The sequence below is a fragment of the Marinimicrobium sp. C6131 genome (assembly GCF_026153455.1).
Taxonomy (GTDB): Bacteria; Pseudomonadota; Gammaproteobacteria; order Pseudomonadales; family Cellvibrionaceae; genus Marinimicrobium.
This window is the reverse complement of record NZ_CP110629.1, coordinates 734,514-761,052: the sequence shown is the minus strand read 5'-3', so window position 1 is coordinate 761,052 and position 26,539 is coordinate 734,514. Positions and strand designations below refer to the sequence as shown.

Annotated in this window: 20 protein-coding genes and 1 pseudogene; 13 read left to right on the top strand and 8 right to left on the bottom strand. The window is 59.3% G+C overall.

The window, feature by feature from the left end; translation table 11 throughout:
• The first annotated feature begins 1 nt into the window (after nucleotide 1).
• Entirely contained in the window at nucleotides 2-1,864 is a 1,863-nt protein-coding gene (locus OOT55_RS03215) for a cation:proton antiporter (protein WP_265367719.1), read from the top strand.
• Here OOT55_RS03215 and OOT55_RS03210 read toward each other — a convergent pair.
• From OOT55_RS03210 to OOT55_RS03200, 3 genes are read right to left on the bottom strand one after another with little or no spacing between them, the layout of a single operon-like run.
• The gene (locus OOT55_RS03210) at nucleotides 1,764-3,008 is read right to left on the bottom strand and encodes a sugar efflux transporter (RefSeq protein WP_265368776.1); all 1,245 of its coding nucleotides are present in this window, start codon (nucleotides 3,006-3,008) and stop codon (nucleotides 1,764-1,766) included. The two genes, OOT55_RS03215 and OOT55_RS03210, sit on opposite strands and share 101 nt — an antisense overlap.
• Before the next feature lie 14 nt (nucleotides 3,009-3,022).
• On the bottom strand, nucleotides 3,023-5,215 hold the full coding sequence (locus tag OOT55_RS03205; protein WP_265367718.1) for a response regulator: 2,193 nt from the start codon (nucleotides 5,213-5,215) through the stop codon (nucleotides 3,023-3,025).
• A 21-nt stretch (nucleotides 5,216-5,236) separates the two neighbouring features.
• Entirely contained in the window at nucleotides 5,237-5,437 is a 201-nt protein-coding gene (locus tag OOT55_RS03200) for a DUF2788 domain-containing protein (protein ID WP_265367717.1), read from the bottom strand.
• A gap of 266 nt (nucleotides 5,438-5,703) precedes the next feature.
• Here OOT55_RS03200 and OOT55_RS03195 point away from each other — a divergent pair, with 266 nt between their 5' ends.
• A complete protein-coding gene (locus OOT55_RS03195; RefSeq protein WP_265367716.1) occupies nucleotides 5,704-6,027 on the top strand; it encodes a hypothetical protein in 324 nt (107 codons plus the stop codon).
• Between the two features lie 24 nt (nucleotides 6,028-6,051).
• On the opposite strand, the gene nspC is transcribed toward OOT55_RS03195, so the two are convergent.
• The 4 genes from nspC to OOT55_RS03175 form a co-directional block, all read right to left on the bottom strand.
• Nucleotides 6,052-7,215, bottom strand: a complete 1,164-nt coding sequence (gene nspC / locus OOT55_RS03190; RefSeq protein ID WP_265367715.1) for a carboxynorspermidine decarboxylase — start codon at nucleotides 7,213-7,215, stop codon at nucleotides 6,052-6,054.
• Nucleotides 7,215-8,417, bottom strand: coding sequence for a saccharopine dehydrogenase family protein (locus tag OOT55_RS03185; RefSeq protein WP_265367714.1), 1,203 nt, complete (start codon nucleotides 8,415-8,417; stop codon nucleotides 7,215-7,217). Before OOT55_RS03185 ends, nspC begins: the two co-directional genes overlap by 1 nt.
• 92 nt (nucleotides 8,418-8,509) lie before the next feature.
• Nucleotides 8,510-10,432 (bottom strand): biosynthetic arginine decarboxylase, encoded by a 1,923-nt coding sequence (gene speA / locus OOT55_RS03180; RefSeq protein WP_265367713.1) that lies wholly within the window; start codon nucleotides 10,430-10,432, stop codon nucleotides 8,510-8,512.
• A 293-nt stretch (nucleotides 10,433-10,725) separates the two neighbouring features.
• A complete protein-coding gene (locus OOT55_RS03175) occupies nucleotides 10,726-12,351 on the bottom strand; it encodes a pectate lyase (protein ID WP_265367712.1) in 1,626 nt (541 codons plus the stop codon).
• Between the two features lie 274 nt (nucleotides 12,352-12,625).
• Here OOT55_RS03175 and OOT55_RS03170 point away from each other — a divergent pair, with 274 nt between their 5' ends.
• The 6 genes from OOT55_RS03170 (at nucleotide 12,626) to OOT55_RS03145 (ending at nucleotide 18,594) form a co-directional block, all read left to right on the top strand.
• Nucleotides 12,626-13,510, top strand: coding sequence for a phytanoyl-CoA dioxygenase family protein (locus OOT55_RS03170; RefSeq protein ID WP_265367711.1), 885 nt, complete (start codon nucleotides 12,626-12,628; stop codon nucleotides 13,508-13,510).
• A gap of 139 nt (nucleotides 13,511-13,649) precedes the next feature.
• The gene (locus OOT55_RS03165; protein WP_265367710.1) at nucleotides 13,650-14,102 is read left to right on the top strand and encodes an NUDIX hydrolase; all 453 of its coding nucleotides are present in this window, start codon (nucleotides 13,650-13,652) and stop codon (nucleotides 14,100-14,102) included.
• Between the two features lie 20 nt (nucleotides 14,103-14,122).
• Nucleotides 14,123-15,211: a tRNA 2-thiouridine(34) synthase MnmA gene (gene mnmA, locus OOT55_RS03160; protein WP_265367709.1), complete on the top strand. Its 1,089-nt coding sequence runs from the start codon at nucleotides 14,123-14,125 to the stop codon at nucleotides 15,209-15,211.
• A gap of 93 nt (nucleotides 15,212-15,304) precedes the next feature.
• Nucleotides 15,305-15,943, top strand: coding sequence for a high frequency lysogenization protein HflD (gene hflD, locus OOT55_RS03155; RefSeq protein ID WP_265367708.1), 639 nt, complete (start codon nucleotides 15,305-15,307; stop codon nucleotides 15,941-15,943).
• Nucleotides 15,944-16,078: 135 nt separating this feature from the next.
• Nucleotides 16,079-17,461, top strand: a complete 1,383-nt coding sequence (gene purB, locus OOT55_RS03150; RefSeq protein WP_265367707.1) for an adenylosuccinate lyase — start codon at nucleotides 16,079-16,081, stop codon at nucleotides 17,459-17,461.
• Nucleotides 17,462-17,463: 2 nt separating this feature from the next.
• The gene (locus OOT55_RS03145; RefSeq protein ID WP_265367706.1) at nucleotides 17,464-18,594 is read left to right on the top strand and encodes a cupin domain-containing protein; all 1,131 of its coding nucleotides are present in this window, start codon (nucleotides 17,464-17,466) and stop codon (nucleotides 18,592-18,594) included.
• A 25-nt stretch (nucleotides 18,595-18,619) separates the two neighbouring features.
• Here the strand turns inward: OOT55_RS03145 and OOT55_RS03140 are convergent, their stop codons facing one another.
• A complete protein-coding gene (locus OOT55_RS03140) occupies nucleotides 18,620-19,426 on the bottom strand; it encodes an IclR family transcriptional regulator (RefSeq protein ID WP_265367705.1) in 807 nt (268 codons plus the stop codon).
• Nucleotides 19,427-19,754: 328 nt separating this feature from the next.
• On the opposite strand from OOT55_RS03140, the gene OOT55_RS03135 reads away from it, so the two are divergent.
• From OOT55_RS03135 to OOT55_RS03115, 5 genes and pseudogenes are all read left to right on the top strand, one after another.
• Complete coding sequence (locus tag OOT55_RS03135) at nucleotides 19,755-21,512, top strand: starch-binding protein (protein ID WP_265367704.1); 1,758 nt, start codon at nucleotides 19,755-19,757, stop codon at nucleotides 21,510-21,512.
• A gap of 274 nt (nucleotides 21,513-21,786) precedes the next feature.
• Nucleotides 21,787-22,710 (top strand): annotated as a pseudogene (locus OOT55_RS03130) (endo-1,4-beta-xylanase); the annotation flags it as partial.
• Nucleotides 22,711-22,802: 92 nt separating this feature from the next.
• On the top strand, nucleotides 22,803-24,092 hold the full coding sequence (locus OOT55_RS03125; RefSeq protein WP_265367703.1) for an endo-1,4-beta-xylanase: 1,290 nt from the start codon (nucleotides 22,803-22,805) through the stop codon (nucleotides 24,090-24,092).
• A gap of 205 nt (nucleotides 24,093-24,297) precedes the next feature.
• On the top strand, nucleotides 24,298-25,947 hold the full coding sequence (locus tag OOT55_RS03120; protein ID WP_265367702.1) for a family 16 glycosylhydrolase: 1,650 nt from the start codon (nucleotides 24,298-24,300) through the stop codon (nucleotides 25,945-25,947).
• Between the two features lie 217 nt (nucleotides 25,948-26,164).
• Complete coding sequence (locus OOT55_RS03115; RefSeq protein ID WP_265367701.1) at nucleotides 26,165-26,539, top strand: hypothetical protein; 375 nt, start codon at nucleotides 26,165-26,167, stop codon at nucleotides 26,537-26,539.

The window sequence follows — 26,539 nt, the reverse complement described above, 5'->3', positions numbered from 1 at the left end:
TATGGAAAATGCCGGACTCGCGATTGCCCTGATCGGCATCGCCGCCCTGATGTGCCAATGGGCGGCTTGGCAAGCCCGACTACCGGCCATTCTGTTTCTGCTGGTCACGGGCCTGATATTGGGGCCCATCGGCGGCTGGCTGGACCCGGACGCGCTCTTTGGCGACCTGCTCTTTCCCCTGGTCTCGCTCGCGGTCGCGGTCATCCTGTTCGAAGGCAGTCTGACCCTCAGCTTCCGGGAGCTCGGCAGCCTGAGTACCGTGGTGCGTCGCATGATTACCGTTGCCGCCCCCATCACCTGGGCGATTGTCGCGGTGACCACCCACTACCTGTTCGGTATCGGTTGGGACCTCAGTATTCTGTTCGGTGCCCTGATGGTGGTGACCGGTCCGACGGTGATCACCCCGCTACTGCGCAGCGTCCGCCCCTCGGCTCGGGTGGCCAATATTCTGCGCTGGGAAGGGATTGTCATTGACCCGGTGGGGGCGTTGCTGGTGGTTGTGGTGTACGAGTTTATTGCCACCCAAAGCCAGGCGGCCGCCTTCGGCCACAGCGTCCTGTTGTTCCTTGAGATCATTGTGGTCGGCCTGGCAATCGGGCTGGCCGCCGGTTACCTGCTGGGCAGAATTCTGGCCCGCCAGTGGCTGCCTGAGTACCTGCACAATCTCGCCACGCTCAGCCTGGTGTTCATGGTGTTCACCTTCTGCAACCATCTGGCGCACGAGTCCGGTCTGCTGGGGGTTACGGTGATGGGCATGTGGCTGGGCAACCAGAAGGACGTGCGCATCCACAACATCCTCAACTTCAAGGAAAACCTGACCATCCTGTTTATTTCCGGGCTGTTCATCATTCTTGCCGCGCGCTTGCCCCGGGAGCAACTGCTCGGCATTTTCACCCTGGCGCCCCTGCTGTTGCTGCTGGTGATCCAGTTCGTCGCCCGCCCGATATCCGTGGCCTTCGCCACCCTGGGCTCTCCGGTCAACTGGCGCGAGCGCATCGTGCTCAGTTGGATAGCCCCGCGCGGTATTGTGGCGGCGGCGGTGTCGGCGCTGTTTGCCCTGCGCCTGGCCGAACAGGGCCACCCCGACGCACACTGGCTGCTGCCTCTGACGTTTGCGGTGATTCTCGGCACAGTGGTGTTCCAAAGTGCGACCGCCCGTCCCCTCGCCCGGGCCCTGAAGGCCGTGGAGCCGGAACCGAGAGGGGTGTTGATTCTCGGCGCCAACTCGGTGGCGAGGACCATTGGCAAGGCGCTCAGTGAACAAAAGCTGCCGGTGCTGGTGTGCGATTCCAACTGGGACAATATCCGCACGGCTCGGATGGCGGGGCTGCGCACGTTTTACGGCAACCCCACCTCCGAGTATGCCAACCAGCGCCTGGAGCTGACCGGTATCGGGCAATTGCTGGCCATGTCGCCACTGCGGGAATTGAATGTGATCGCCTGTATGCATTTTCGCAATGAGTTCGGGCGCGACAATGTGTACACCATCCGCCACACCTCGGAGAACCACAAGGCCGAAAAGCACCACGTTTCTGACGACCTAAAGGGCGCCACGCTATTTGCGGAACGGATCACCTATGCCAAGTTGGCCAGCCTGATCGGCGAAGGCGCCGAAATCCGGGCCACTCGGCTGACCGACGAATTTACCTACGAAGAATTCAGAAGGACCAAAACCAAAGGCACGCTGGTGCTGTTCAGCATATCGGACAGTGGCCACCTTCAGCCCTTCGTCGCCGGTCGTGAGGCAATAGCCGAAAGCGGCGCTACGTTGCTGAGCCTGGTGCCGGCCGAGCGGAGTGCCCGGCCGACGCCGGACGAACGCCCAGAAACACCGCCATCGCCAGAATCACCACTGCCAGGCTGACCCAGAAGACCGCGCCATAGCCGAACCAGTCGGCCACCAACGCCACTTGCAGACTACTGAGCAGATTGCCCAGGTGCGTGGTGTTGGTGTAGAGCGCCGAGGCACTGCCCGAACGCCCGGGCATCAGCGACTGGATGACCGATACCCCGAGTCCGGCGAGAACCCCGATAAAGATGGCGTTAAACAACTGCAGGGCAAACAAGTGCCACAACTCACTGGCATACAGCACGCCGGCGTACAGCAGAAAACCCGCCACCCCCGCAAGACGCACCATGACCATCAGGTTGATGCGCGCTCCCAGAAGCCCGGCAAGAAGCATCACCGGCACTTCCAGCAGGGCGGCCGTGCCCATGATCCAGCCGACCCACTCCGTTCCGATCCCGAGATGATTGTCCAGGTGCAAAGGCAGTGCGATCAGGTAGGCGTTATTCACACACCACATCAGGGAAAACGCGATCAGACAGAAGATCAGCGCGCGCCGGGCCGGGGTGACCGCCGAGCCCCCGGTGCGGGGTGTGTCGACCGGATTGAGCCCCGCATCCGCCGCGGACGGCCGTGGGGCATCCGCCAGACGAGGCAGGAGTTTCAGGCTCGACAGCCCCACCAATGCGAACAGGGCGGCGGCAAACCAGTACATCGTGCTGAAGCCGTAATAGCTCGCCAGCAGAAACCCGGTCGGAGGCCCGGCTACCCAGGCGATCGCGATCTGGGCACGGACGATGGCATTGAACAGCGGAATCCGGGCAACCGGCAGTTGACGCTCGGCATAGTCCAGGCTGTAGGCGAGCATCTGGGAGTAAGCGACCATTCCGAGACTGAACAGCGCCACCGCCGAAAAGGCCACCAGCCAATACTGCCGGGTGAGGGCAAAGATCACGCAGGACAATACGCCCACCAGACAGAACCCGGCCACCAGCGGCCGTCGGTCCGGCAGTCTGTCGGACCAGAGTCCTATCCAGTGATTGTAGCCAATGCTGGCCAAGGCCAGTCCGGTAAAGGGAATACCAACCAGGAGCGGACGAACCCCCAGCTCCTTGGCCAGAAACACGCTGAAGGTGGGGAGCACGAGTGCCCCCACCACACCGATAGCGAACGACAGAAAATAGATGCCCAGTGGAACCGGGCGCAGAAGGTCTCGAACCATCACGTCGGGCAGCGTCAGTCCCTGCCCCGCCCCAACCACTGCTCCAGGTGGCTCTGCAGGGCTTCGTAACGCAGAGGTTTGCTGATGTGATCGTCCATGCCGGCCGCCCGGCAACGCGCCTGATCTTCATCGGCGGTGAAGGAGGTCATGGCCACCACCGGCAGATGTCGGCCTCCGTCGCTGGATTCACTTTCACGAATTCGCTCGGTCGCGGCAATCCCGTCCAGCTCGGGCATGTCGCAGTCCATCAGCACCAGGTCAAACTTTTCCTTTTCAATGGCTGATAACGCCTCTTTTCCATTACTCGCCACATGCACCTGACAGCCGAGCTTTTTCAGCATACCGGATACCACCATCTGACTGACCCGCTGGTCTTCAACCAACAAGACCTTGCGCCCGACCACGGGACTGACTCCGTCATCCTCTTCTTCCGCCAGCAGTGCTTCGGAGGTGTCATGGCTCAGCAGACGATGCACCAGCGTCTCATACAATTTGCGATGCATGATGGGCTTTTCAATGCAACTGACCTGCGGATAATTGTGAAGATGGGCTCGGGCCTCCTCACTGTCGCGTTGCAGCAGGCTCATGGCGATCACCTGGGGCAGAGCGCTCAGCGACGGCTCCTTTGCGATGTCCCGGGACAGGGTCAGGGCATCGAAGCTGTCCAGCTTGTTGTAGATCAGTACCAGGTCATTCTTCTGATCGTTATCCGCGGCCGCCTTCAGCTGTTTTAGCGCTTGCGCGTGACCATACACCCGGGACGCCTTCATGCCCCAACGTGCCAGTTGGTCCACCAGATCCAACGCCACCACTTCAGGAATGTCCACCAGCAGAATGCGTTTGCCACGCAGGCGCTGTTCCGCCTGCCCTACATCCTGATAAGCCACCACATCCAACTGCACATTGATGACGATACGCTTGCCGGATTCCCGGTTCTCCACAAGGTTGACGCTGCCGCCCATGCACTCGGCCAGCCCTTTACAGATGGACAGGCCGATACCGCGCAGATTCTGATCGGTGCGCTCATCACTGTCGTCTTCCTGGGCGGCCCGGGAGGCGTCACTGATGACCAACTGCAATTCACCGGTTTCATTTTCACCGGGATGAAACGCGGCCTCCACGAAGATCTGCGCCATGCCCGAGTGCTTGACCGCATAGGTCATCAGGGTACCGAAGATCTGCCCCAGGCGGGTCGCATCGCCCTCGACTCTCCGCGGGAGATCCTGATCAAACACATAGTTCAGTTCAATCCCCTGCTGGTGCGCCTCCAACGCAAAGTCCTGAACCAGCTTTTCCAGCAGGCGCCGCAGATTGAAGGGTACTTTTTCCAGCTCGAGGGATTTGGTGGTGATCTTGGAGAAATCCACCACGTTATTGACCAGGTCCAGTTGCCGCTCAGCGGCCTTGCTGGCGAGCAACAACAGCTCCCGGTGACGCTCGGACATCTGCTCGTCATCGACCAGAGCCAGGGTGCCCAGAATGTCATTCAACGAGGAGCGAAACTCCTGCCCCAGATTGACCAGAAACTCATTTTTCAGCTCAATGGCTGCCTTGGAGCTACGCTGCTCGAACTCCAGCCCTTTGGCCCGCTCGCGCAGCGCGTAGTTGGCCTCCAGCCGCTCCCAGTAGGTATTGGAGGTTACTTTGGCCTGGTGACTCAGCATGGTGTAAAACACCAGCATGATACTGCCGTACAGGTAGCCCTCGACGCTGAACAGGAGCACGGCGGTCAGCGCGGCGGGAACCTGACCGATGAACAGATAGGTGGTGAGAAAGCGCCGGTAGGGCGCAAAGACATTGGCCACACTGGAGTAAAACACCACCGAATACAGCCACATGATCAGGGTTTCGTCCCGCATCCCGATCAGCCAGGTCAGGCTCACCAGAATGAAAGCCCACCAGCCGGCCCCGAGAAAAGACGCGAAGAAATACTGGTTGCGCCAACGGGCTGGTGCCCGGGCGTAGAGGGTGTCGAAACGGAACAGGTAGTAAGCGCGCAGCAAGGTGACCAGCAGCAGGCCGACAATCAGGACAATCGACAGATTCTGGTAGTTCTGGAAAAAGTCACCAAACACCAGACAGGAGACCGCGACGATAAAGTTGAGCACCAACCCGCGACGGCTGTACTTGGCGACCCGGGCATCGGTGTCGCGCATGATCTGGCGATCTTTCTGGACTTTGGAGGTGGGAACGAACAGTTGCAGCATGCGCGGCCTTCCCGAACGATATTATGGATTGATGACTTCAACCAGGATGGTCTTGATCAGAAAACCGGCCAACCCGAGCGCCAGGGCCAGGAACAATATGAAGGTGCCAAAACGCCCCGCTTTGGAGGACTTCGCCAGATCCCACACGATAAACAGCATGAAAAGTATCAGGCCGCCAATTCCCAGGACCAACGACCAACTTTCAAACTGCTCAATCGTCATATCTGAAAACCACCTTAAATGACCGATCTATCGACAGCGGCCATTGTATAAAAAAAACGCCGGCACCGATAGCAAAGGCTTGCAAGCACCAATGGACGAACTACACTCTATAAGCCTGTTCGCGGCCATTGGCCGCTTTTGCAGGCCAGTTCACACAAACCGACGGAACGCTTGTGGTTCAGCGTCGTCACACTGTCCGTGAGCGTGATCGCACGCTCCGGGCAAACACTACGTCCAACAAGAACCCAATCACAGGAGTTGATGCTATGAAAACGCTTATCTGGCTCGCCAGTCTGACATTGATGGCCGGAATGGCTACCGGCTGCTCACAGGAAGAAGCCGACAATACCGTGGAAGAAGCGGCCGAGGAAACCCGCGAGACCACCCGCGAAGCCTGGGAAGAAACCAAGGAAGCCTCTGGAGAGGCCTGGGAAGCCACCCGGGAAAAGGCCGACGAGGCCGGGGATACCATTCGCGAAGGCGCGGACGAGGCGGGTGATACCATGCAGGAAGGCTGGGAAACCACCAAGGAGAAGAGCCGCGAGGCGGCTGATGAAATGCGCGACACCATGGATGGCGATAACGAGTAACGGGTCGGCCCACCGACCCGCCGTTCAGGACAGGCGGGTCTTGAAATCCTCGTAACCGAACTGACGCACCACCTCCAGTTCATCCGTGCGGGAATCCCACAACGCGATCGATGGCAAAGGAATGCCATTGAAGGTGGAGGTCTTCACCATGGTGTAGTGGGACATATCGTCAAACAGCAAGCGCTGCCCTACCCTGAGCGGCTCGGCAAAACTGTAATCCCCCATCACGTCCCCCGCCAGGCAGGTCATGCCGCCCAATCGATAGGTATGGGCGAACTCTCCGGGCTCTCCGGCACCCCAGATATCCGCGCGATACGGCATTTCCAGGGTATCCGGCATATGACAGGTCGCCGAGGTGTCCAGAATGGCCTGGTCCAGTTGGTTCCAGGTGATGTCCAGAACCTCTGCCACCAGCACCCCGGTATGGATCGCCACGGCCTCGCCGGGCTCAAGGTAGACCTGCACATCGTGACGACGACTGAAGTCCTTGATGAGCTCAATCAGGGCATCCACCTGGTAACCCGGCTGGGTAATATGGTGGCCACCACCGAAGTTCACCCACTCCATCTGCGCCAGCCAGGGGCCAAACTTTTCCTCAACCGCTTTGACCGTGCGCTCCAGCGGCGGCACATCCTGCTCGCAGAGGGTGTGAAAATGCAGGCCGGAAATCCCTTCGAGCAGGTCTGGCTCGAAACGGCTGGCCGGCACGCCCATCCGCGACCCCGGTGCACAGGGGTCGTATAAGGGAACTTCGCCCTCCGAGTGTTCCGGATTGATCCGCAGACCAAAACGCAACTGCGGGCGACGCCGCTGAGCGGCCAGGGCCAGATCGCGAAACCGGCGCCACTGGCTGAAGGAGTTGAACACCACGTGATCGGAGATGTCGAGAATCTCCTTCAGGTCCGACTCCCGGAACGCCGCCGAGTAGGTATGCACCTCACCGCCGTAGTATTCCCGCCCCAGGCGCGCTTCGTGCAGGCCACTGGCACAGGTGCCGGACAGGTAGCGCGCGGTCAGATCCCCCAGGCGCCAGCAGGAAAACGCCTTGAGCGCCGCCAACACCTTGGCGCCGCTCTCGCGCTGCACACGGTTGAGGAGTTTCAGGTTCTCCTCCACCGCGGCGACATCCACCACGAAACAGGGGGATGGAACGCGCTGAGGGTCAAAGTGATGGAACGTTGCCGTCATCAGTCTTCCATACCGGTTTTCTGGGTGACTTCTTCCACTTGCCAGGGCAAACCATACTGGTTCAGATCCTCCATGAACGGATCCGGGTCCAACTGCTCCATGTTCCACACCCCCTCTTTCATCCACTTGCCTTCCAGCATCATTTTGGCACCGATCATGGCGGGTACACCGGTGGTGTAGGAAATGGCCTGGGACTTCACTTCCGCGTAACAGGTCTCGTGGTCACAGATGTTGTAGATGTACACCGTCTTGGGCTTGCCATCTTTGGTGCCCTGCGCCAGACAGCCGATGCAGGTCTTACCCTTGGTGCGCGGGCCGAGGCTGGCCGGATCCGGCAGCAGGGCCTTCAAGAACTGCAGCGGAATGATTTCCTTGCCCTCGAAGTTGACCGGCTCAATGGAGGTCATGCCCACGTTCTCGAGCACCTCCAGGTGCTTCAGGTAGTTGTCGGAAAAGGTCATCCAGAAGCGGGCCCGCTTGATTTCCGGGAAGTGCTTGGTGATGGACTCCAGCTCCTCGTGGTACATCAGGTAACAGTTTTTCGGCCCGATGCCGTGCGGGAAATCGAAGGAGCGCTTCTCGCTCAGCGGATCGGTTTCCTTCCAGCCACCGTTTTCCCAGTAACGGCCTTTGGCGGTCACTTCCCGGATGTTGATTTCCGGGTTGAAGTTGGTGGCAAAAGGATGGCCATGATCGCCCGCATTGCAGTCGATGATATCCAGGGTGTGAATCTCATCCAGATGGTGTTTTTTGATATAGGCGGTGTAGACGTTGGTCACCCCCGGGTCGAACCCCGAGCCCAGCAGTGCCATTTTGCCCGCCTTCACGAATTTGTCCTGATAGGCCCACTGCCAGCTGTACTCGAACTTGGCTTCACCCGGCGGTTCGTAGTTGGCGGTGTCCAGGTAGTGCACGCCGGCTTCGAGGCAGGCGTCCATGATGGTCAGGTCCTGGTACGGCAGGGCCACGTTGATCACCAGGTCCGGCTTCTCCCGGTTCAGCAGCGCCACCAATTCAGGGACGTTGTCCGCATCCACCTGGGCGGTTTTGATCGGTCGCTCGATCTGCTCGGCAATGGCCTTGCACTTGGCTTCGGTGCGGCTGGCGAGCACGATTTCTTCAAACACTTCGGGGACCTGGGCGCATTTGTGGGTAACCACGCCGCCGACGCCACCGGCGCCAATGATGAGTACTTTTGCCATACCTTTTAGCTCCTCTGAGGATGGTGCAAATCTGATAGGGCGGTCACGAGGTGGGGTGGATAAGGAGCGCAGCTCCGTCATCCACCAATATTTCACCGCTCGAAATACGTATAACCCCGCAAACTGTCGGTAAAGGCCGCCAACATTTCCTGCCGGTCGGACACCGAAATGCGCCCGTCGCGCACGGCCTGTTCGGCGGTGGCACGGAACTGCTTGAACATGGCCTGCGGATCGTATTCCACATAGCTCAATACATCGGCGATGCTGTCGCCATGCAGCTCGTGGACAAACTCCATGCCACCTTCGCTGTTGATGCGAATGCTCGCCACGTTGGTGTCGCCAAACAGGTTGTGCAGATCGCCCAGGGTTTCCTGATAGGCCCCGACCAGGAATACCCCCAGATAATATTCTTCGCTGGCTTTGACCGGATGCACGGACAGGGTTTCCGTATTGCCGTGCGGCCCCGCAAAACGATCCAGCTTGCCATCACAGTCGCACGTCAGATCGGCAATGATCGCCTGCCGGGTGGGTTTTTCATTGAGCCGGTGGATCGGCATGACCGGAAACACCTGCTCAATGGCCCAGGAATCCGGCAGTGACTGGAATACGCTGAAGTTGCCGTAGTAAATGTCCGCCAGTTGTTGCGGCAGGGTTTCCAGTTCCGGCGGTATGCGCTTGAGGTCCGGCAGCAAGGTGGCAATTTTCTGCAGGCCGGCCAGGTACAGGTTTTCCCCGAACGCGCGCTCCCGAAGGCTGATTTCGCCACGGTGAAACATGTCGCGGATCTGATCCCGGTAATAAGTGACGTCGTTATAGCTTTCCTGCAGGTTGTTGGTCGAAATGACCCGAATCGCGTGCCACAGGTTGGCCAGTTGGGCATGGCTGTCTTCCGGCAGAGCCTCCGGCAACGGCGTCGGATCAAAGTGCCCCACATCCAGAATATTGAACAGCAGTACCGACGTATGGGCCACAGTGGCCCGTCCGGATTCGGTGACAATGACCGGGTGCTCAATGTCGTGGGGATCCAGCGCCTGCTGGATGGCCTCGACCACGTCCACGCAATATTCCTGCACGGAGTAGTTCCGGCTGTGCCCGCTGGTGCTGCAGGTGCCGTCGTAGTCGATGGCCAGACCGCCGCCGAGGTCCATATAGCCCAACGGCGCGCCTTCGGCCACCAGGTCAATGTAATAGCGGCACGCTTCGAAAACGCCGGCCCGGATACTGCGAATGTTGGGAATCTGGGAGCCCAGGTGAAAGTGCAGCAACTGGAAGCAGTGCAACAGGCCCGCCTCGCGCAGGCTGTCCACCACTTCCACCAGTTGGATGGCGGTGAGACCGAACAGGCTGCGGTCGCCGCTGTCTTCGCTCCAATGTCCCTCGACCTTGGTCGACAGTTTAAGCCGCGCACCAATGAGCGGATCAACGCCCAGGGCGCGGCTGCGCTCGATGATGAGGGGCACTTCGGCGGGTGTTTCGAGCACGAAAAAACATTTGAAGCCCAACTTGCGGGCCTGCAACCCGAGGTCAATGAACTCGGCGTCTTTGTAGCCATTGCAGATGATCAGGCTTTCCCGGTTCTGCAGGGTCGACAGGGCGATCATCAGCTCGGCCTTACTGCCCGCCTCCAGGCCGTGGTTGTAACGCTCGCCGAAGCGGGCAATCTCCGCCACGATATGGCTCTGCTGGTTCACCTTGATCGGAAAGGCGCCCCGGTAACAGCCCTGGTAGCCGGTGGTCTCCATCGCCTGCGCAAAAGACTCGTTCAGGATGCTGATGCGGCTGTCCACCAGATTCTCCAGTCGCAGCAGCACCGGCATTTCCAGACCGCGCTGTTGCAATCCGTGGGCGACATCCATCAGGGATACCGTCGCTCCCGCCTGCCCATTACTGGGTGAGCGCACCACCACTTCACCCTCGGGCGAGACGCCGAAATAGCCGCCTCCCCACTCTTCGATGCCATACAGCTCAGATGAATGGCGTGCCGACCAGGTCTGGGAATCATTGGATTGAGTCAATGCAGCAACCTACCTCTGTTTAACGTTGGCAAGCCCTCCGGGAACCGGAGGGAAAGATGTGTGAAAGGCGCGCAATTTTGCCCAAACCGGTCTCAATTGCAAACCTTTTTTTACCCTCCCCACCCGTAGGTCGGATCAGCGCGCAGCGCGTAATCCGACAAAAAGCGCAAGGCGGTGGTTCGTCGGGTTACGCTTCGCTAACCCGACCGACACCTTCCCCGAGGGCTGAAAACACTAAAGTCGTCAACCTTGCCAGAGTTTCCCGGTCTGCGCAAATGGCGTGAGCCGCGCCATCACTCGCTCTGCGCCTCCAGATAGCGAATCAACACCCCCATGTTTCTGATAAACGCCCCCGTGGAAATTCCCATGACGGGTTCCTCGGCCCGATAGGGCGAAGTATCCCACTGGTCTCCCACATGTCGACTGCCAAAATCTCCCTCTGCGGCGGTCTTCGGCGCCGGCCCGATATAGGGGTTGGACGTAAAATGCAGGGGCGTCGGCCAGTAGCCCTCATCATTCAGGGCCGAGCGCAACCGGGCCGCATCGGACGCCAAGTCGCCGGTATCCACCGGCTCCTGAGCGCGGGTATTGAGATCGGACACGCTGACATTGCCCAAAGTGAAAAACCGGGGCAAATCCGCACTCTGCGGCTCAAGCAGAGGCGACCCCCTGGTTGCTTCCTCCCGGGGCATGGCTTTAACCGTCCGATACAGTGACCTCAACGCCTCAACATCGATATGACGTGTGGAGCGGTAGTGAGACAGGGCGTTATCCGGGTTGTAGTCGACAAAATACTCACCGTTGCTCACATTGGAGCCCCGCCGGTGTGTGTGCAGGGCTTTTCCGGTACCGATCTCCACGAAGGTGGGGTGTGTGCGTCCATCCCGCTGCTCACGCGCCGGCAGGCGCACCCGGTCGAGCCAGTCCAGAGCGGCCGGAATGGGAGCCAGGAATTTGGTCTCTCCCGTCAACCGGTAAAATGTGATCAGCTGATAGATATTGGCCGCGGTCGTGCCCGGTGAGACAGATTTGGGCTCGTAGGTTCTGGCACCGGCAGGCTCGAGCTCCAGCGTATATTGCATCGCCCAACCCGGTTGGGGTGGCCCCATCCGGGTGACCAGGAAGCTGTTCATGGCCCGGATCACCGGCTCGCGCAGATCCGACCGCCCCAACGCCTGATAGCACAACAGCAGGAACTCAATGTTCTCTTGTGCCACATCATCGTTGAACGTGATAAACGAGGTGTAGTCCGGCTGACCGTCTTTGGAGTGCTCGTAGCGCAGGGGATACCGCTGGGGCCAGCCTCCGATCGGGTATTGGCTGTCGAGAACAAACTGGATCGCGCGCTCCAGGGCCGGACGATACCGGGGGTCACGCTCAGTCATGTACAGCCGCAGGAGAAATTTGGCCGACTCCATGGTGCCGGCATCATCAAAGGTGGCGTTTCCGTAATAATGCTGGAACTCCTCCAGACGCCAGGCGTTTTTCCCCACAGTGTTGTACCAGTGCTTCAGGGACTCTTCGCCGGCGTAGTCCGCCACATAGTTCCAGCCGCCCGAGGGATGCTGCGCCCAGATCAGGGCATTCGCCACCTCCTGCGCCGCCTCGTAGTAATAGCGATCACCGGTGGCTGCCAGTGCATCGAGGTAAAGGTGCCCCACCGTCGCCGTCCCCGGAGGCTGAATCCAGATCATGGTGCGCCTGGCTTCCAACTCCCCCCACACCCGGGAAAAATCGGGCAGGTAGGACCAGAGATACCCCCCACGAAAACTGACCTCCTCGCGCATAAAGCGGGTGGCCTCTTTCATGGTCGCCTCGATTTCAGCGCGGGAGGGCCCCTCGGCCAGGGCCATTAGGGGAAAAACCGTCAGGAAGGCTACCAGCCAATGCCGTAGCCGAGCTCGGATCACTCGAATCATCTCTCTCACCTTGTTGTCGTATTTATTGTTAATGGATCTTTTTTTATACCTGAATACTAGCGGTTCCACCGACAGGGTCCCAAGGACTTTACCCGTCTTTTCACTTTATTGAGCTATGACTGTATTTTTGATGATTGATTTTTTAAATAAATTCGGGGGTTGAACGCCGCACCCATCGACCCTATCTCCCCAGCGCAGGCTTGGCCAAAGCTTTCTTCTTTAGTGAACCGATTGATTCCTGCGAATGATGACAGTGAATTAAGGAGGAATGACCTTGCTTAAACGATACGACCCCTACCCGTCCCGCACTGGCGACGCCGAACACATCATACCGCGCATCGACCCGGTCATATACGGCGATGGCCAGAGCAACAGTCCGCACGCGCTGTCCGACGACCAACTGGCGCACTATGAACAAAAGGGCTTTCTCACCCTCCCCGGCCGTATGGAGGACACGCTCGACGCCATTCGCGGCGAAGCTGAGACCCTCAAAACCACGATGGCCGGTCGGGAAGAGTTGTACACCGAACCCGACAGCGGTGAGCTGCGCACCATCTTCAAGCCCCACGCCTACAGCGAGACTATCACCCGCATCGCCCGGGACCCGCGCATTCTGGAGCCGGTAAAGCAGATTCTCGGCTCCGATGTGTACGTCACCCAGTCGCGCATCAACCGAAAGCCCGCCTTCAAGGGCCGCTCCTTTGCCTGGCACTCGGATTTTGAAACCTGGCACGTCGAGGACGGCATGCGTCACATGCGGGCCGTTACCGCCTGGATCATGCTCACCGATAACCATGAGTACAACGGCCCGCTGTATGTGATTCCCGGTTCCCACAAACACTATGTGTCCTGCGGCGGCACCACCGAAGAGAAGAACTACCGCAAGTCCCTGAAAAAGCAGGTTGCCGGCGTACCCGGCAGAGAATCGTTACAGACGCTGCTGAAAGACCACAGCATTGAAGGGGTTTATGGCAAAGCCGGCACCCTGGTGCTGCACGAGTGCAACATCCTGCACGGCTCACCGGACAATATTTCCGGCGACCCCCGGGCGTTGTTGATGTTTGTGTACAACAGCACGGAAAACGAGCTGGAAGCGCCTTTTAGCGGACAGGCCCCACGGCCCCATTATCTGGCCGACAGGGAGCCCAAGATCCTGTAAACGGTTGTAACTCGCAAGCGGTGGATGACGGGGCTGACGCCCCCTATCCACCCTGCATAACACGCCGGCCCGTGCCGCCAGTCGCCAAATCCGGTAAACTGTGCCTTTCGTTCGCTGATCCCCGACAACAAGGACCTCTATGACCTGGGCACCCCACGTGACCGTGGCCACCGTGGTGGAGCGGGATGGCCGCTTCTTGTTTGTGTTTGAACACGCCGAGGACCGGGTTGTCTACAACCAGCCCGCCGGCCACCTGGAACCCGGGGAAACGCTGGTCGAGGCGGCAATCCGGGAAACCCTCGAGGAAACCCGCTGGCTGGTAAAGCCAACCGCCCTGCTGAGCATCAGCCTGTACAACGCACCGGCCAATGGCGTGACCTATCTGCGTCACACCTTTGCCGCGGAAGCGCTGAAGGAAATTCCCGAGCAGCCACTGGATCGTGGCATCATTGAACCGCGCTGGCTGACCCGGGACGAGCTACTGGCCTGCGAAGCGCAGTGGCGCAGCCCAATGGTCCTGGACGCCGTTGATGAATACCTCAGTGGCAAACGGTATCCACTGGAGCTCCTGAACCCCCGGCGGCACAACTGATTGAACAACACCGGATTATCATGACAGCAGCAACCAAACCCCGCGTCATCGTCGGCATGTCCGGCGGCGTCGACTCCTCGGTCACGGCCCTGATCCTGCAGCAGCAAGGCTATCAGGTCGAAGGCCTGTTCATGAAAAACTGGGATGAGGACGACGGCACCGAATACTGCACCGCCAAAGACGATCTGGCGGACGCCCAGCGCGTGGCCGACCGGCTCGGCATCACGCTGCACACCGCCAATTTTGCCGCCGAGTACTGGGACAATGTGTTTGAACACTTTCTGGCCGAGTACAAGGCGGGACGAACCCCCAACCCGGATATCCTGTGCAACCGGGAAATCAAGTTCAAGGTGTTCATCGAATACGCCGAAATGCTCGGTGGCGAGCTGATCGCCACCGGGCACTATGTGCGCCGCGAGGACCGGGACGGACGCACCCACTTGCTCAAGGGCCTGGACCCCAACAAGGACCAGAGTTACTTCCTGCACGCCGTGGGGGAAGCCGAGTTTGCCCGAAGCCTGTTTCCACTGGGTGGCATTGAAAAGCCTCAGGTGCGCCGCATCGCCGAAGAGAACGGCCTGGCGACGGCCAAGAAGAAAGACAGCACCGGCATCTGCTTTATCGGTGAGCGCCGTTTCAAGGACTTTCTGCAGCAGTACCTGCCCGCCCAGCCCGGCACCATCGAGACCCCCGAAGGCCAGGTGATTGGCGAGCATGCCGGCTTGATGTACTACACCATTGGCCAGCGCCAGGGCCTGGGCATCGGCGGCGTGGCCGGCGCCAGCGAAGCACCCTGGTTTGTAGCGCAGAAAGACCTGGAGCGCAATGTGCTGATTGCGGTGCAGGGCGAGCACCCGCTGCTGTATAACAACGGGCTGGAGGCGAGCCAGATTCACTGGATCAACGGCAAGGCCCCGGCCCCCTCTTTCCGCTGCATGGCCAAGACCCGCTACCGCCAGGCGGACCAGGCGTGCGAGGTGATGGTCGAGGGCGACCGGTTGCGTATCGCCTTTGACGAGCCCCAGCGGGCTATCACCCCCGGGCAATCGGTCGTGCTGTACGATGGGGATGTGTGCCTGGGGGGCGCGGTGATTGAGCGGGCGGCATAAGGCCCGCAGGGCCGTCATCCACCAAACAACGGCCCTCATCCCTCATAATGATGCCCTTACCATTTTAACGACCAACGAGGACCCAACACCCCCGTGACTGACAAGCTCGAAAACGCCACCATCGCCCTGGCGGGCCTCTTCCAGGCCGCCGGCCTCGTGGAACAACTGGCCAAAACCGGCTACGTCCCCAGCGATCCCTACCGCTGCACCATCGAGAGCCTGTTTGCCATGGACCCGCCCAACACCCGAGCGGTGTACGGGAACACCCTCGCCAACCTTATTCCCGGGCTGGAAATTCTGCAGGCGACGCTGGAGCCCGGGAACCAGCGCCATAAAGACGCCCTGCGCTACAGCCTCGGCGTCCTCCACCTGCAGCGCAAACTGAGTGCCCGGAAAGATATGCTCGGCGTACTGGGCACGCGGCTGAAGCAGGCGGCCCGGCAGGCCGAGCTGTTCTCCAGCACCCACGAAAATGTGATTGGCAACCTCGGCGATCTGTACAAGGAAACCATCAGCACCTTCCGCTTTCGTATTCAGGTGACCGGGGACCAGGGGTATCTGCAGCAGGCCCGCATCGCCAATCAGGTCCGGGCCCTGTTGTTGGCGGGCATCCGTTCGGCCACCTTGTGGCGGCAGGTGGGCGGCAGCCGGTGGCAGTTGATTTTCCAGCGCAAGAAGTTGGCCCAGACGGTTGACCGGTTGTTGCGAGAGGCGAAGGCGGAGTTACGTTGACTGTCATGGTGGATGACGGCCTTCGGCCTTATCCACCAACAACCCCGCAACATCCATCAACCCCTGCGCGAACCACCATTTTCCGGTACAATGCCGGCCTTTTCCAATCCGTTTGAACCCAAGCAAGAGACTCCCATGGCATCCGCAACCTTCGACCAACTCACGCCCCTGAACGCTGTTTCCCCCATTGATGGCCGCTACGGCAGTAAAACCACCGATCTGCGCGCGGTTTTCAGCGAATTCGGCCTGATTCACTGCCGCGTGGCGGTGGAAGTGCGCTGGCTGCAACGTTTGAGCGAACACCCGGAGATTACCGAGGTACCCGCCTTCAGCAGCGAGACTCACCGGCAGCTCGATGCCATCGTGGCCAACTTCAGCGAAGTCGAAGCCGAACAGATCAAAGAGATCGAGCGGACCACCAACCACGACGTAAAAGCCGTGGAATACTTCCTGAAAAAGCAGTTTGCCGGTAATAAAGAGCTGGAAGCGGTTCTGGAGTACGTTCACTTCGCCTGCACCAGTGAAGACATCAACAACCTGTCCCACGCGCTGATGCTCAAGGCCGGTCGCGAGCAGTTGCTGACCCAGGCGCAGCAGATCACCGACGCCATCGCCAAGCTGGCCCACGACTACGCCGCCGACCCCATGCTCTCGCGCACCCACGGACAGACCGCCTCACCTACCACCGTGGGTAAGGAAATGGCCAACGTCGTGGCCCGCTTACGCCGTCAGATCAAACAGATTGAACAGGTGGAGCTGCTGGGCAAAATCAACGGCGCCGTGGGCAACTACAACGCCCACCTGGCCACCTACCCGAACATCGACTGGGCTGCCAACGCCCAGACCTTCGTCGAGGGCCTGGGCCTGACCTGGAACCCCTACACCACCCAGATCGAGCCCCACGATTATATCGCCGAGCTGTTCGATGCCATTGCCCGGTTCAACACCATCCTGATCGACTTTGACCGGGACGTGTGGGGCTATATTTCCCTGGGTTACTTCAAACAGAAAACCATCGCCGGTGAGGTGGGCTCCTCCACCATGCCCCACAAGGTCAACCCCATCGACTTTGAAAACTCCGAGGGTAACCTGGGGCTGGCCAACGCAGTGTTCACCCACCTGGCGCAGAAGCTGCCGATTTCCCGCTGGCAGCGCGACCTGACAGACTCCACCGCCCTGCGCAACATGGGCGTGGGTTTTGGTTACAGCTTTATTGCCTACGCCTCCACCCTCAAGGGTATCGGCAAGCTGGAAATCAACCGCGCCCGCCTGGCGGAAGACCTGGACAATGCCTGGGAAGTCCTGGCCGAGCCGATTCAGACCATCATGCGCCGCTACAACGTGGAAGAGCCCTACGAGAAGCTGAAAGCGCTGACCCGTGGGCAGACCATCAACCAGCAGGTGCTCAATGATTTTGTTGACGGGCTGGATATTCCGGAAGAAGCCAAGGCGGCCATGCGGGCGCTGACGCCGGGTAATTACATCGGGAATGCCGAAGCGCAGGCGAAGAATATTTAGCCATGCCCCTGATCCACCTCGGCAACATGCCCGTCGACACTTTCCTGCGCGACTACTGGCAACAGAAACCGCTGCTGATCCGCAACGCCTTTCCGGGTTTTGAATCCCCGCTGGACGGCGACGAACTCGCCGGCCTGGCACTGGAAGAGGACGTGGAATCGCGCCTGGTGCTCGAACAGGGGAAAACGCTCTGGGAGCTACGTCAAGGGCCCTTCGAGGAAAACGACTTCGCCTCCCTCCCCCCCAGTCACTGGACCCTGCTGGTCCAGGCCGTGGATCAATGGGTGCCGGAGGTTCAGGAACTGCTACACCATTTCCGCTTCCTGCCCGACTGGCGGCTGGATGACATCATGGTGAGCTACGCGGTGGATCAGGGTAGCGTCGGCCCGCATTTTGACTACTACGATGTTTTCCTGCTGCAAGGCAAGGGTCGGCGCCGCTGGCGCATCGGTCAGACCTGCGACAGCCAGAGCCCCCGGCTGGAAGGGACCGCCCTGAACATTCTGCAGGAGTTCGAGGGTAAGGAGGACTGGGTTCTGGAACCGGGCGATATGCTCTACATTCCACCCGGGGTTGCCCACTGGGGCACGGCTGAAGGCGACGACTGCATCACCTATTCAATCGGCTTTCGCGCCCCGAGTGTGGCGGACATTTTCACCGAGCTGAGCCAGGATATAGCCAGCCGGCTGAGCAACGACCAGCGTTACCGGGACCCGGCACTGACTCCCGCCGACAACCCCGGCGAAATTCCCGCGGACACTCTGAACGCGTTGGACGAGCTGATTCAGCGCCACCTGACCCCCGAAGCCATTCAAGACTGGTTTGGCCGTCACATGACCTCGCCCAAATACCCCGACCTGGAGCCCGAAGACCCGGAAGAAACCGGACAGGACTGGACCCGGTCCCCACACCTGGAACGGCATCCGGCCAGCCGCTTCGCGTACTGCGCGGAGGGCGACCAGGCGACGCTTTATGTGGACGGTGAACAGCATACCTGTTCTCGGACGCTGGCGGAGTCTCTGTGTGCCGACATCGCCCCTGATACGCAACAGCTCAAAGCCAGCGCCCGATCCGATCAGGATCTCGCGCTCGTCAGTGAATTGGTCGATACCGGAAAACTCTGGGCCCAATAGGCCCGGCGGAATTCAACAGGCGGCGCTACACGCCGCCAAGCTGACTGCCGATACGGGCCGTGGCATTTTTCAGCCGTTCCAACACCTCGTCCAGGGTACACGGCAGCGGCTTGCACTGAATAAACGGGACAGTCAACGCAGCAATCGGCCCCTCCCGGCCCATGACCGGACAGGCAACGTCGGTCACTCCGTCCACGAAATCGCTGGCACGACACAGATAGCCCTGAGCCGCGGCCTGCTCGGCCTCGACCAAAAACGACGCCATTCGCTGGCCCTGATCATCCGAGGCCACCAACATCGGGCGCCAGGCGGCGCGCTCCTGTTCCGAACGCAGCCCGTAGAGCAACAGCCCCGACGCCGCATCAATAACCCGGCGCCGGTAGCCCAGACGCACGGCAAAGCCCAGGTCACGGGGACTTTCAATACGCGCCACCACCACGACCTGATCGCCGGAAGCGACGACCAGATGGCAGGACTGCCCCACTTCCTGGGTCAACTCCTTCATGACCGGTAATGCGACATCCAACAGCGTTCGGGTCGGTGCCTGCGCCATGCCGAGCGTAAACAGATGGTTGGTGAGCTCGTAGCCTTCGCCATTGTCGGACTGCGCGATATAGCCCCGATACTCCAGAGTCAGCACCATCCGGAACAATTCGCTCACGGACCGTCCCAACTGCGCGGCGATCTGCGATGTGGTCAACGGACCCCCTCCCTGCGCCAACAACTCGAGCACATCGAGACCTTTCTCAAGTGCCGGTGCGCGATACTTGCGTTCGGTTTCATCGTTGGAACTGGCGCCGGGTGAATCCTGCGCGGGAGAGGGCTTGGCCATGTTCACTCCTTAATTCAAATTCTCGCTCAGAAGACTACCACATAAATTTTACATGTAAAAACAAAACCGCCGTTTGTCCCCTCACTGAAAAATCGTGGCTGGTTCAGTCAGCGTGACACAGTGCACATTGAGGTCGATTACACCCGAGCATTCCAAGGTTGCATACGTATTCATATTGCCCGAACGCCCCGAAAGGTTTTCCAATGACCATTGAGCGACGCACACCACAATAATCAGTCGCTGATGTCATCCCAACCTCCCGAACTTGCGCGATGTGGCAAGTTAAAAAAAACATAACACCAATAGACATTTCGAGAACGGAGGTTCTATGCAAAACCACAATAACCACTTACTTTCACGATTGCGTCACTGGCTTGGCGGCGCTCTGTCGATCGCCGCGTTGAGTACGTCCGGCAGCTTTGCCCAACCGGCTCCCGGGGATACGTTTGTTCACCTGTTTGAATGGCGCTGGAGCGATATTGCCACCGAGTGTGAACAGCACCTGGGACCCAAAGGCTATGCCGGCATTCAGGTGTCTCCGCCCCAGGAGCACATCCAGGGCGACGCATGGTGGACCCGGTACCAGCCGGTCAGCTTCTCCATCGACAATAGCCGCAGCGGCACCCGCGCTGAATTTATCGATATGGTGCAACGTTGTGACGCGGCCGGTGTGAACATCTACGTCGATGCGGTCATCAACCACACGGCCGCCGGTTCCGGTGTGGGCACCAACGGCAGCAATTATTCCTACGGCACCAGCTACCCGGAATTCTCCACAAATGACTTCCATGCACCCTGCGACATCAGCGGAAGCGATTACGCGAGCAATGCCTGGGCCGTGCGAAACTGTCGGCTGGTAGGCCTACCGGACCTGGACACGGGAGCAGAGTATGTCCGGCAAACCCTGGCGAACTATCTGAATGACCTGATCAACATCGGCGTCAAAGGCTTTCGCCTGGATGCGTCCAAACATATGAGCCCGACGGATATTAACGCCATCACCAGCCGCCTCAATGGCAACCCCTATATATTTCAGGAAGTAATTGATCTGGGCGGCGAAGCGGTCAGCGCCGGTGAATATTTGAGTGGCGGCGACGTCACCGAATTCCGATACAGCGCCGAGCTTGGTAATCAATTTAAAAACGGCCAACTGAACTGGCTGCAGAACTTCGGCGAGAGCTGGGGTTTTATCAGCGGCGGTTCCGCGGTGGTCTTTACCGACAACCACGACAATCAGCGCGGCCACGGTGCCGGCGGGAGCAATGTGCTGACCTACAAGGACGGCTCACTGTATGACCTGAGCAACGTATTCATGCTCGCCTGGCCCTACGGCTACCCAAAAGTCATGTCCAGTTTCGACTTCTCGGACAGCGAAGCGGGCCCGCCCAGCGCGCCGGTGCACAACAACGGTAACCTGAACTGCTATGGCTCCGACTGGAAGTGCGAACACCGCTGGCGCCCCATCGCCAATATGGTGGGGTTTCGCTCCGCCGTTGGCGATCAGCCGGTCAACAACTGGTGGGACAACGGGAGCAATCAGATTGCCTTCGGGCGTGGCGATGCCGGCTTTGTGGTCATCAATCGGGAAGGCAACCAACTGACCCGCACCTTCAGCACCAACCTGCCGGAAGGTGAGTACTGCAACGTGATCGACGGCGATTTCGACAATGGCAACTGCTCCGGCGAAATCCTCTGGGTGAACGCCCAGGGTCAAGTGGACGTCAGCCTGGACGGCATGTCCGCCGCCGCCATCCACCGCGATGCGCGCATCACCGGTGCGGTCACCCCGAGCGACAACACCTACGTCTGCTATGACAACGCCAACGGCTACAGCAATCCGCATATGCATTTCTGGAGTGCCAGCCCCAGCGGTGTTCTGGGTGATACCAATTGGCCCGGCGTCGCTCTGGAAGCCAACAACGGATTTTACTGCTACGACACCGGCGTTGAGCTCACCGGCCTGAATGTCGTATTCAACGACAACGGTGGCGCCCAGACCGCTGACCTGACCATGAGTGGCGATAACACCTGCTACCAAAATGGGCAGTGGACAGCGTTATCAAATTGCGGGGTCAGCGCCCCCTAGGCAGATTATTGCGCTGAAACCCTTGAGGGGCGCGGCTGCGCCCCTTTTTTTGTGCGCCCGCTCAACAGCCATTGGTCAACCTGAACTCTTGTGGTATATTTGACTACAACGGGCCGATAAAGCGATCCGGGCCCGGCCGATTCAATAACCATAACCAGGTGACCCCATGCCAATCGTAACGAAAAACCGCTTTACTCTGCTCACCACCGCCCTGATGGCGCTGGGCCTGTCCGCCTGTGGCGGCAGCGACAGCGGCCCCGAGCTGGAATTTCCCGACCGCTCATCCAGTTCTTCCTCATCCAGCTCCTCGAGTGAGTCAAGCAGCAGTAGTTCCAGCAGCACGCCGACGTCCGTAACCTTCGTGGGCAACATCACCACCAATGGCGCTGTTCGTTCCGATTTTACGCAGTACTGGGATCAGATTACCCCGGAAAACGAAGGCAAGTGGGGCTCGGTGGAAGGCACTCGGGATCAGTACAACTGGGGACCGCTGGATGCCATCTATGAGTTTGCCCGTGCCAACGATATCCCGGTTAAAGGCCATGTTCTGGTATGGGGCAGCCAGCAGCCGAATTGGATTGCGGACTTGAGCCCAGAGGAACAGCGCGCGGAAATCGAAGAGTGGATCAGTGATTACTGTGAACGCTACCCAGATACTGCCATGATGGATGTCGTCAATGAGGCGCTGCCCACTCATGCGCCCGCCGAATACGCACAAAGCGCCTATGGTGACGACTGGATTATCGAGTCCTTCAAGTTGGCACGCGAGCACTGCCCGGATACGATCCTTATCTACAACGACTACAACTTCCTGACCTGGGACAACCAGGCGATCATCGACTTGATCACTCCTCTGGTGGAATCCGGTTACGTGGACGCACTGGGTGTTCAGGCACACGGCCTTTACAGTCCGCGCGTCTGGACGGCGCAGGAAATCAAGGACAATCTTGACAACATCGCCGAGCTGGGCCTGCCCATCTACGTATCAGAGTACGATATTGGCGAGGCCGATGACCAGCAGCAACTCGAGTATATGCAGACGCATTTTCCGGTCTTCTACGAGCATCCCGATGTGGTCGGTATTACCCTGTGGGGCTATATCGTGGGCGCCACCTGGATTGATGGTTCCGGCCTGATGACCAGCGACGGTGAGCAACGCCCCGCCATGCAGTGGTTAATGGAGTACCTGAACCGCTAATCGGCAAACTGGATTTTTACCGCAATTGACCAACACGAACCGGGGCTTTAGCCCCGGTTCGCACAATTCAATAACACTAACCAGGTGACCCCATGTCAATCGCAACGAAAAACCGCTTTACTCTGCTCACCACCGTCCTGATGGCGCTGGGCCTGTCCGCCTGTGGCGGCAGCGACAGCGGCCCGGAGCTGGAATTTCCAGAGCGGCCTTCAAGCTCATCCTCAAGCTCTTCCAGTTCGTCGTCGAGTGAATCGAGCAGCGAAAGCTCCAGTAGCAGTAGCGAACCCAGTGTTTTCAGCGTAACCGCTGATTACAACCTGTATGCGAAAGCACCCACCAACTTCCCGGTCGGCGTCGCCGTTTCGGCCGCCAACGAAAACTACAGTATTTTCAATCACAGCGATGCCACTGAACGTCAGGATGTCATTGCCACTCACTTCAACCAGCTCACCGCTGGCAACATCATGAAGATGAGTTACCTGCATCCGACCGAAGACACCTTCACCTTCGAGGATGCCGATGAGCTGGTCAACTTTGCCCAGAGCAACGGCATGACCGTACACGGCCACGCCCTGCTCTGGCACCCCGACTATCAAGTGCCCGAGTTTATGGAGACTTACAGCGAGGGTTGGCAGGATATGCTGACGGCCCACGTCGAAGGCATCCTCAACCATTTTGATCCCGAAGTGGTGGTCAGTTGGGACGTTGTCAACGAAGCGGTGGATACCAGCACTGCCGACGGATGGCGCCACTCGCTGTTCTACAACTACGCGCCGCCGGCTGAAGGCGAAGTGCCCGAGTACATCGAAGTAATGTACCAGGCCGCACGCAACACCCAGCCGGACGTCGACCTGTACTACAACGACTACGACAACACTGCCAACGCCGGCCGCCTGGCCAAGACCCTGGAGATTGCCGAGCACCTCGACGGCCTGGGCCTTATCGATGGCGTCGGTTTTCAGATGCACGCTTATATGGACTACCCGAGTATCGCCAACTTCCGGGACGCTTTCCAGGACGTGGTGGACATGGAACTGAAAGTGAAGATCACCGAGCTGGATGTCGCCGTGGTCAATCCCTACGGAGGCAATGCGCCGGACACGCTGACCTACGACGCTGAACTGGCCGGCGCCCAGAAGCTGCGGTTCTGTGAAATCGCCGAAGTTTACCTGGAGGTTGTTCCGGCAAACCTGCGCGGCGGCTTCACCGTCTGGGGCCTTACCGATGACGAAAGCTGGCTGATGAACCAGTTCGCCAACGCCACCGGTAATGACTACGACGACGTCTGGCCGCTGCTGTTCAACGCCGACTTGAGTGCCAAGCCCGCCCTGGAAGGCGTCGCTCAGGCATTCCGTGGCGAAACCTGCACCAGCGAGTTTTAAGGTAATTGGTGGATAAAGGTGGATAAGGGGCCGTTGGCCCCTTATCCACCTTACCCTGTGACTCACCCCACACTTTCAACCATTCGCAAGCCCCACTTTCCGCCCCTACCCCAAAGTGGGAAACCCTCGCTCACCTTCTGTGCTTAGCTGACAATGCCGTTTAACGGCCATCTCAATAAAACTCACTTGCACAGCGAGGATAATAATGATGTATCGAAACCTTCCCGCGCTTTTCAGCGCACTGCTGCTCATGATCAGCGTCAGCGTTCAGGCACAAAACGACAACCTGGCACTAAACGCCACAGCCTCCGCCAGCACTCAGGATCTGGCGGCCAGCAACGCCATTGATGGCGATCCCAACACCCGCTGGGCCTCAGCGGCGCAGACTGACCCATCCCACATCACCATCGACCTCGGACAACAGTACGCCCTGTCCAGCGTCGTCATTCACTGGGAAGCGGCCAACGCCGACACCTACCAGATACTCGGCTCCAACGACGGGGGTAACTGGACGACGCTGGCCACAGAAACCGGCGGCACCTTCGGAGACCGAACGGATACCCTCAACGTCGCGGGCGACTTCCGCTACGTGCGCATGAACGGCATCAGCCGCAGTGCTGGTAATGAATGGGGCTATTCCATCTGGGAGCTGGAAATTTACGGCCAGGGCGGCGGCACAGTCAGCGCGCAAACACTGCAGGCCGAAGACTACATCAACGCCTACGACACCACGGCAGGCAACACGGGTGGCGCCTATCGCAGCGGCGATGTCGACATTGAAGCCAGCACCGACGACGGCGGCGGCTACAATGTCGGCTGGATCGACGCCGGGGAATGGCTGGAATACACCATCAATCTGGACGCCGACACCTACACGGTGAGCTCCCGCGTCGCTTCGGACATCGGTGGCGGCCAGTTCACGATCGACCTGAACGGCTCTGAAATCGTCGGCACCCAGACCGTCGACAATACCGGTGGCTGGCAAAGCTGGACCACCCTGACCTCCTGGCCCATCGCTCTGCCCGCCGGGCAACACACTGTGCGGGTCAATGTTCAAAGCGGAGACTTCAACCTCAATTGGGTGCGCTTCGAACCGGACAGCGGCGGCACCGATCCGGGCCCTCAGCCCGTGTGGAGCGACGAGTTCGACACGATCGACAGCAATAACTGGACCTTTGAGACCGGTGGCTGGGGCTGGGGCAATCAGGAGCTGCAGTACTACACCGGCGGTGACAACGCCTTTATCCAGTACGATCCCGAAGTGGACAGCAACGTACTGGTGCTGGAGGCCCGCCAGGAAAACCCCCAAGGCTACGACTGCTGGTACGGCTACTGCAGCTACACCTCAACCCGCATGATTTCCAAAGGCAAGCAGGAGTTCCAATACGGGCGCATGGAAGCCCGCATCAAGCTGCCTCAAACCCAGGGCATCTGGCCCGCCTTCTGGATGATGGGAAATGACTTCGACCAGGTCGGCTGGCCCAACAATGGCGAAATCGACATCATGGAACACGTGGGCTTCGAACCCAACCTCACCCACGGTGCCCTGCACGGCCCGGGCTACTCCGGCGACACCCCGATCAACGGCACCCACGACCTGGGCGAGTCCGCCGACGCCAACTACCACGTGTACGCGGTGGAGTGGGATGAGAACGGCATCGACTGGTACGTAGACGACGTCAACTTCTACAGCGTCAGCCGCACGCAGGTTGAACAATACGGTAACTGGGTGTACGACCACCCCTTCTTCTTCCTGCTGAATATCGCAGTCGGCGGCAGTTGGCCCGGTGAACCCGACGGCACCAGCCAGTTCCCCCAACGCATGTATGTCGATTACGTGCGGGTCTACCAGTAACCCTGCCAACGAGACCGTCGCAGACGGCTATTCTGCGACGGTCTTTTCTCTCTAAATCTCCAAACGCAATAACCGAACCCCATCCACAAACCAAATCGTCTATAAATCCGCCACAACCAGCCCCAAAAAAGTGCATCTTGATCAATACTGTAGGGAAGACGAAGCCAATGGCTTCCTCGGTTACCGAAACGCCCACTGGACTCTGAGGGAAAACGTCATGATTCGTGCACTGCTATCCGTATCTGCCCTGTTCATTGCGCTGTCACTGCCTCAAGCTCTGGCTGATGATCAAGGCGACCTCTACGACGACATCCAGTTGGATGAACTTTTCCAACAGATGGATTTGACCATGCGTCGACGCAACGACGTAATGGAAGTGATGAATCAATTTCGGGAGGACCGGGAGAAAGCCGAAGAAGCGCTGGAAGAGTTGAGTGAAACCCTGCCACCTCAGGAAGAGATCAGTGCTACAACCGTCTATTCCGATATCGTTCTGGAGTCAAGATTGAACCGGATACTGAGGTCCGATCAGGTGGAGCAGATAATGAGCTACATCAGAGAGCAGCGAAGCCAGCGAAACGAATCGCAATAA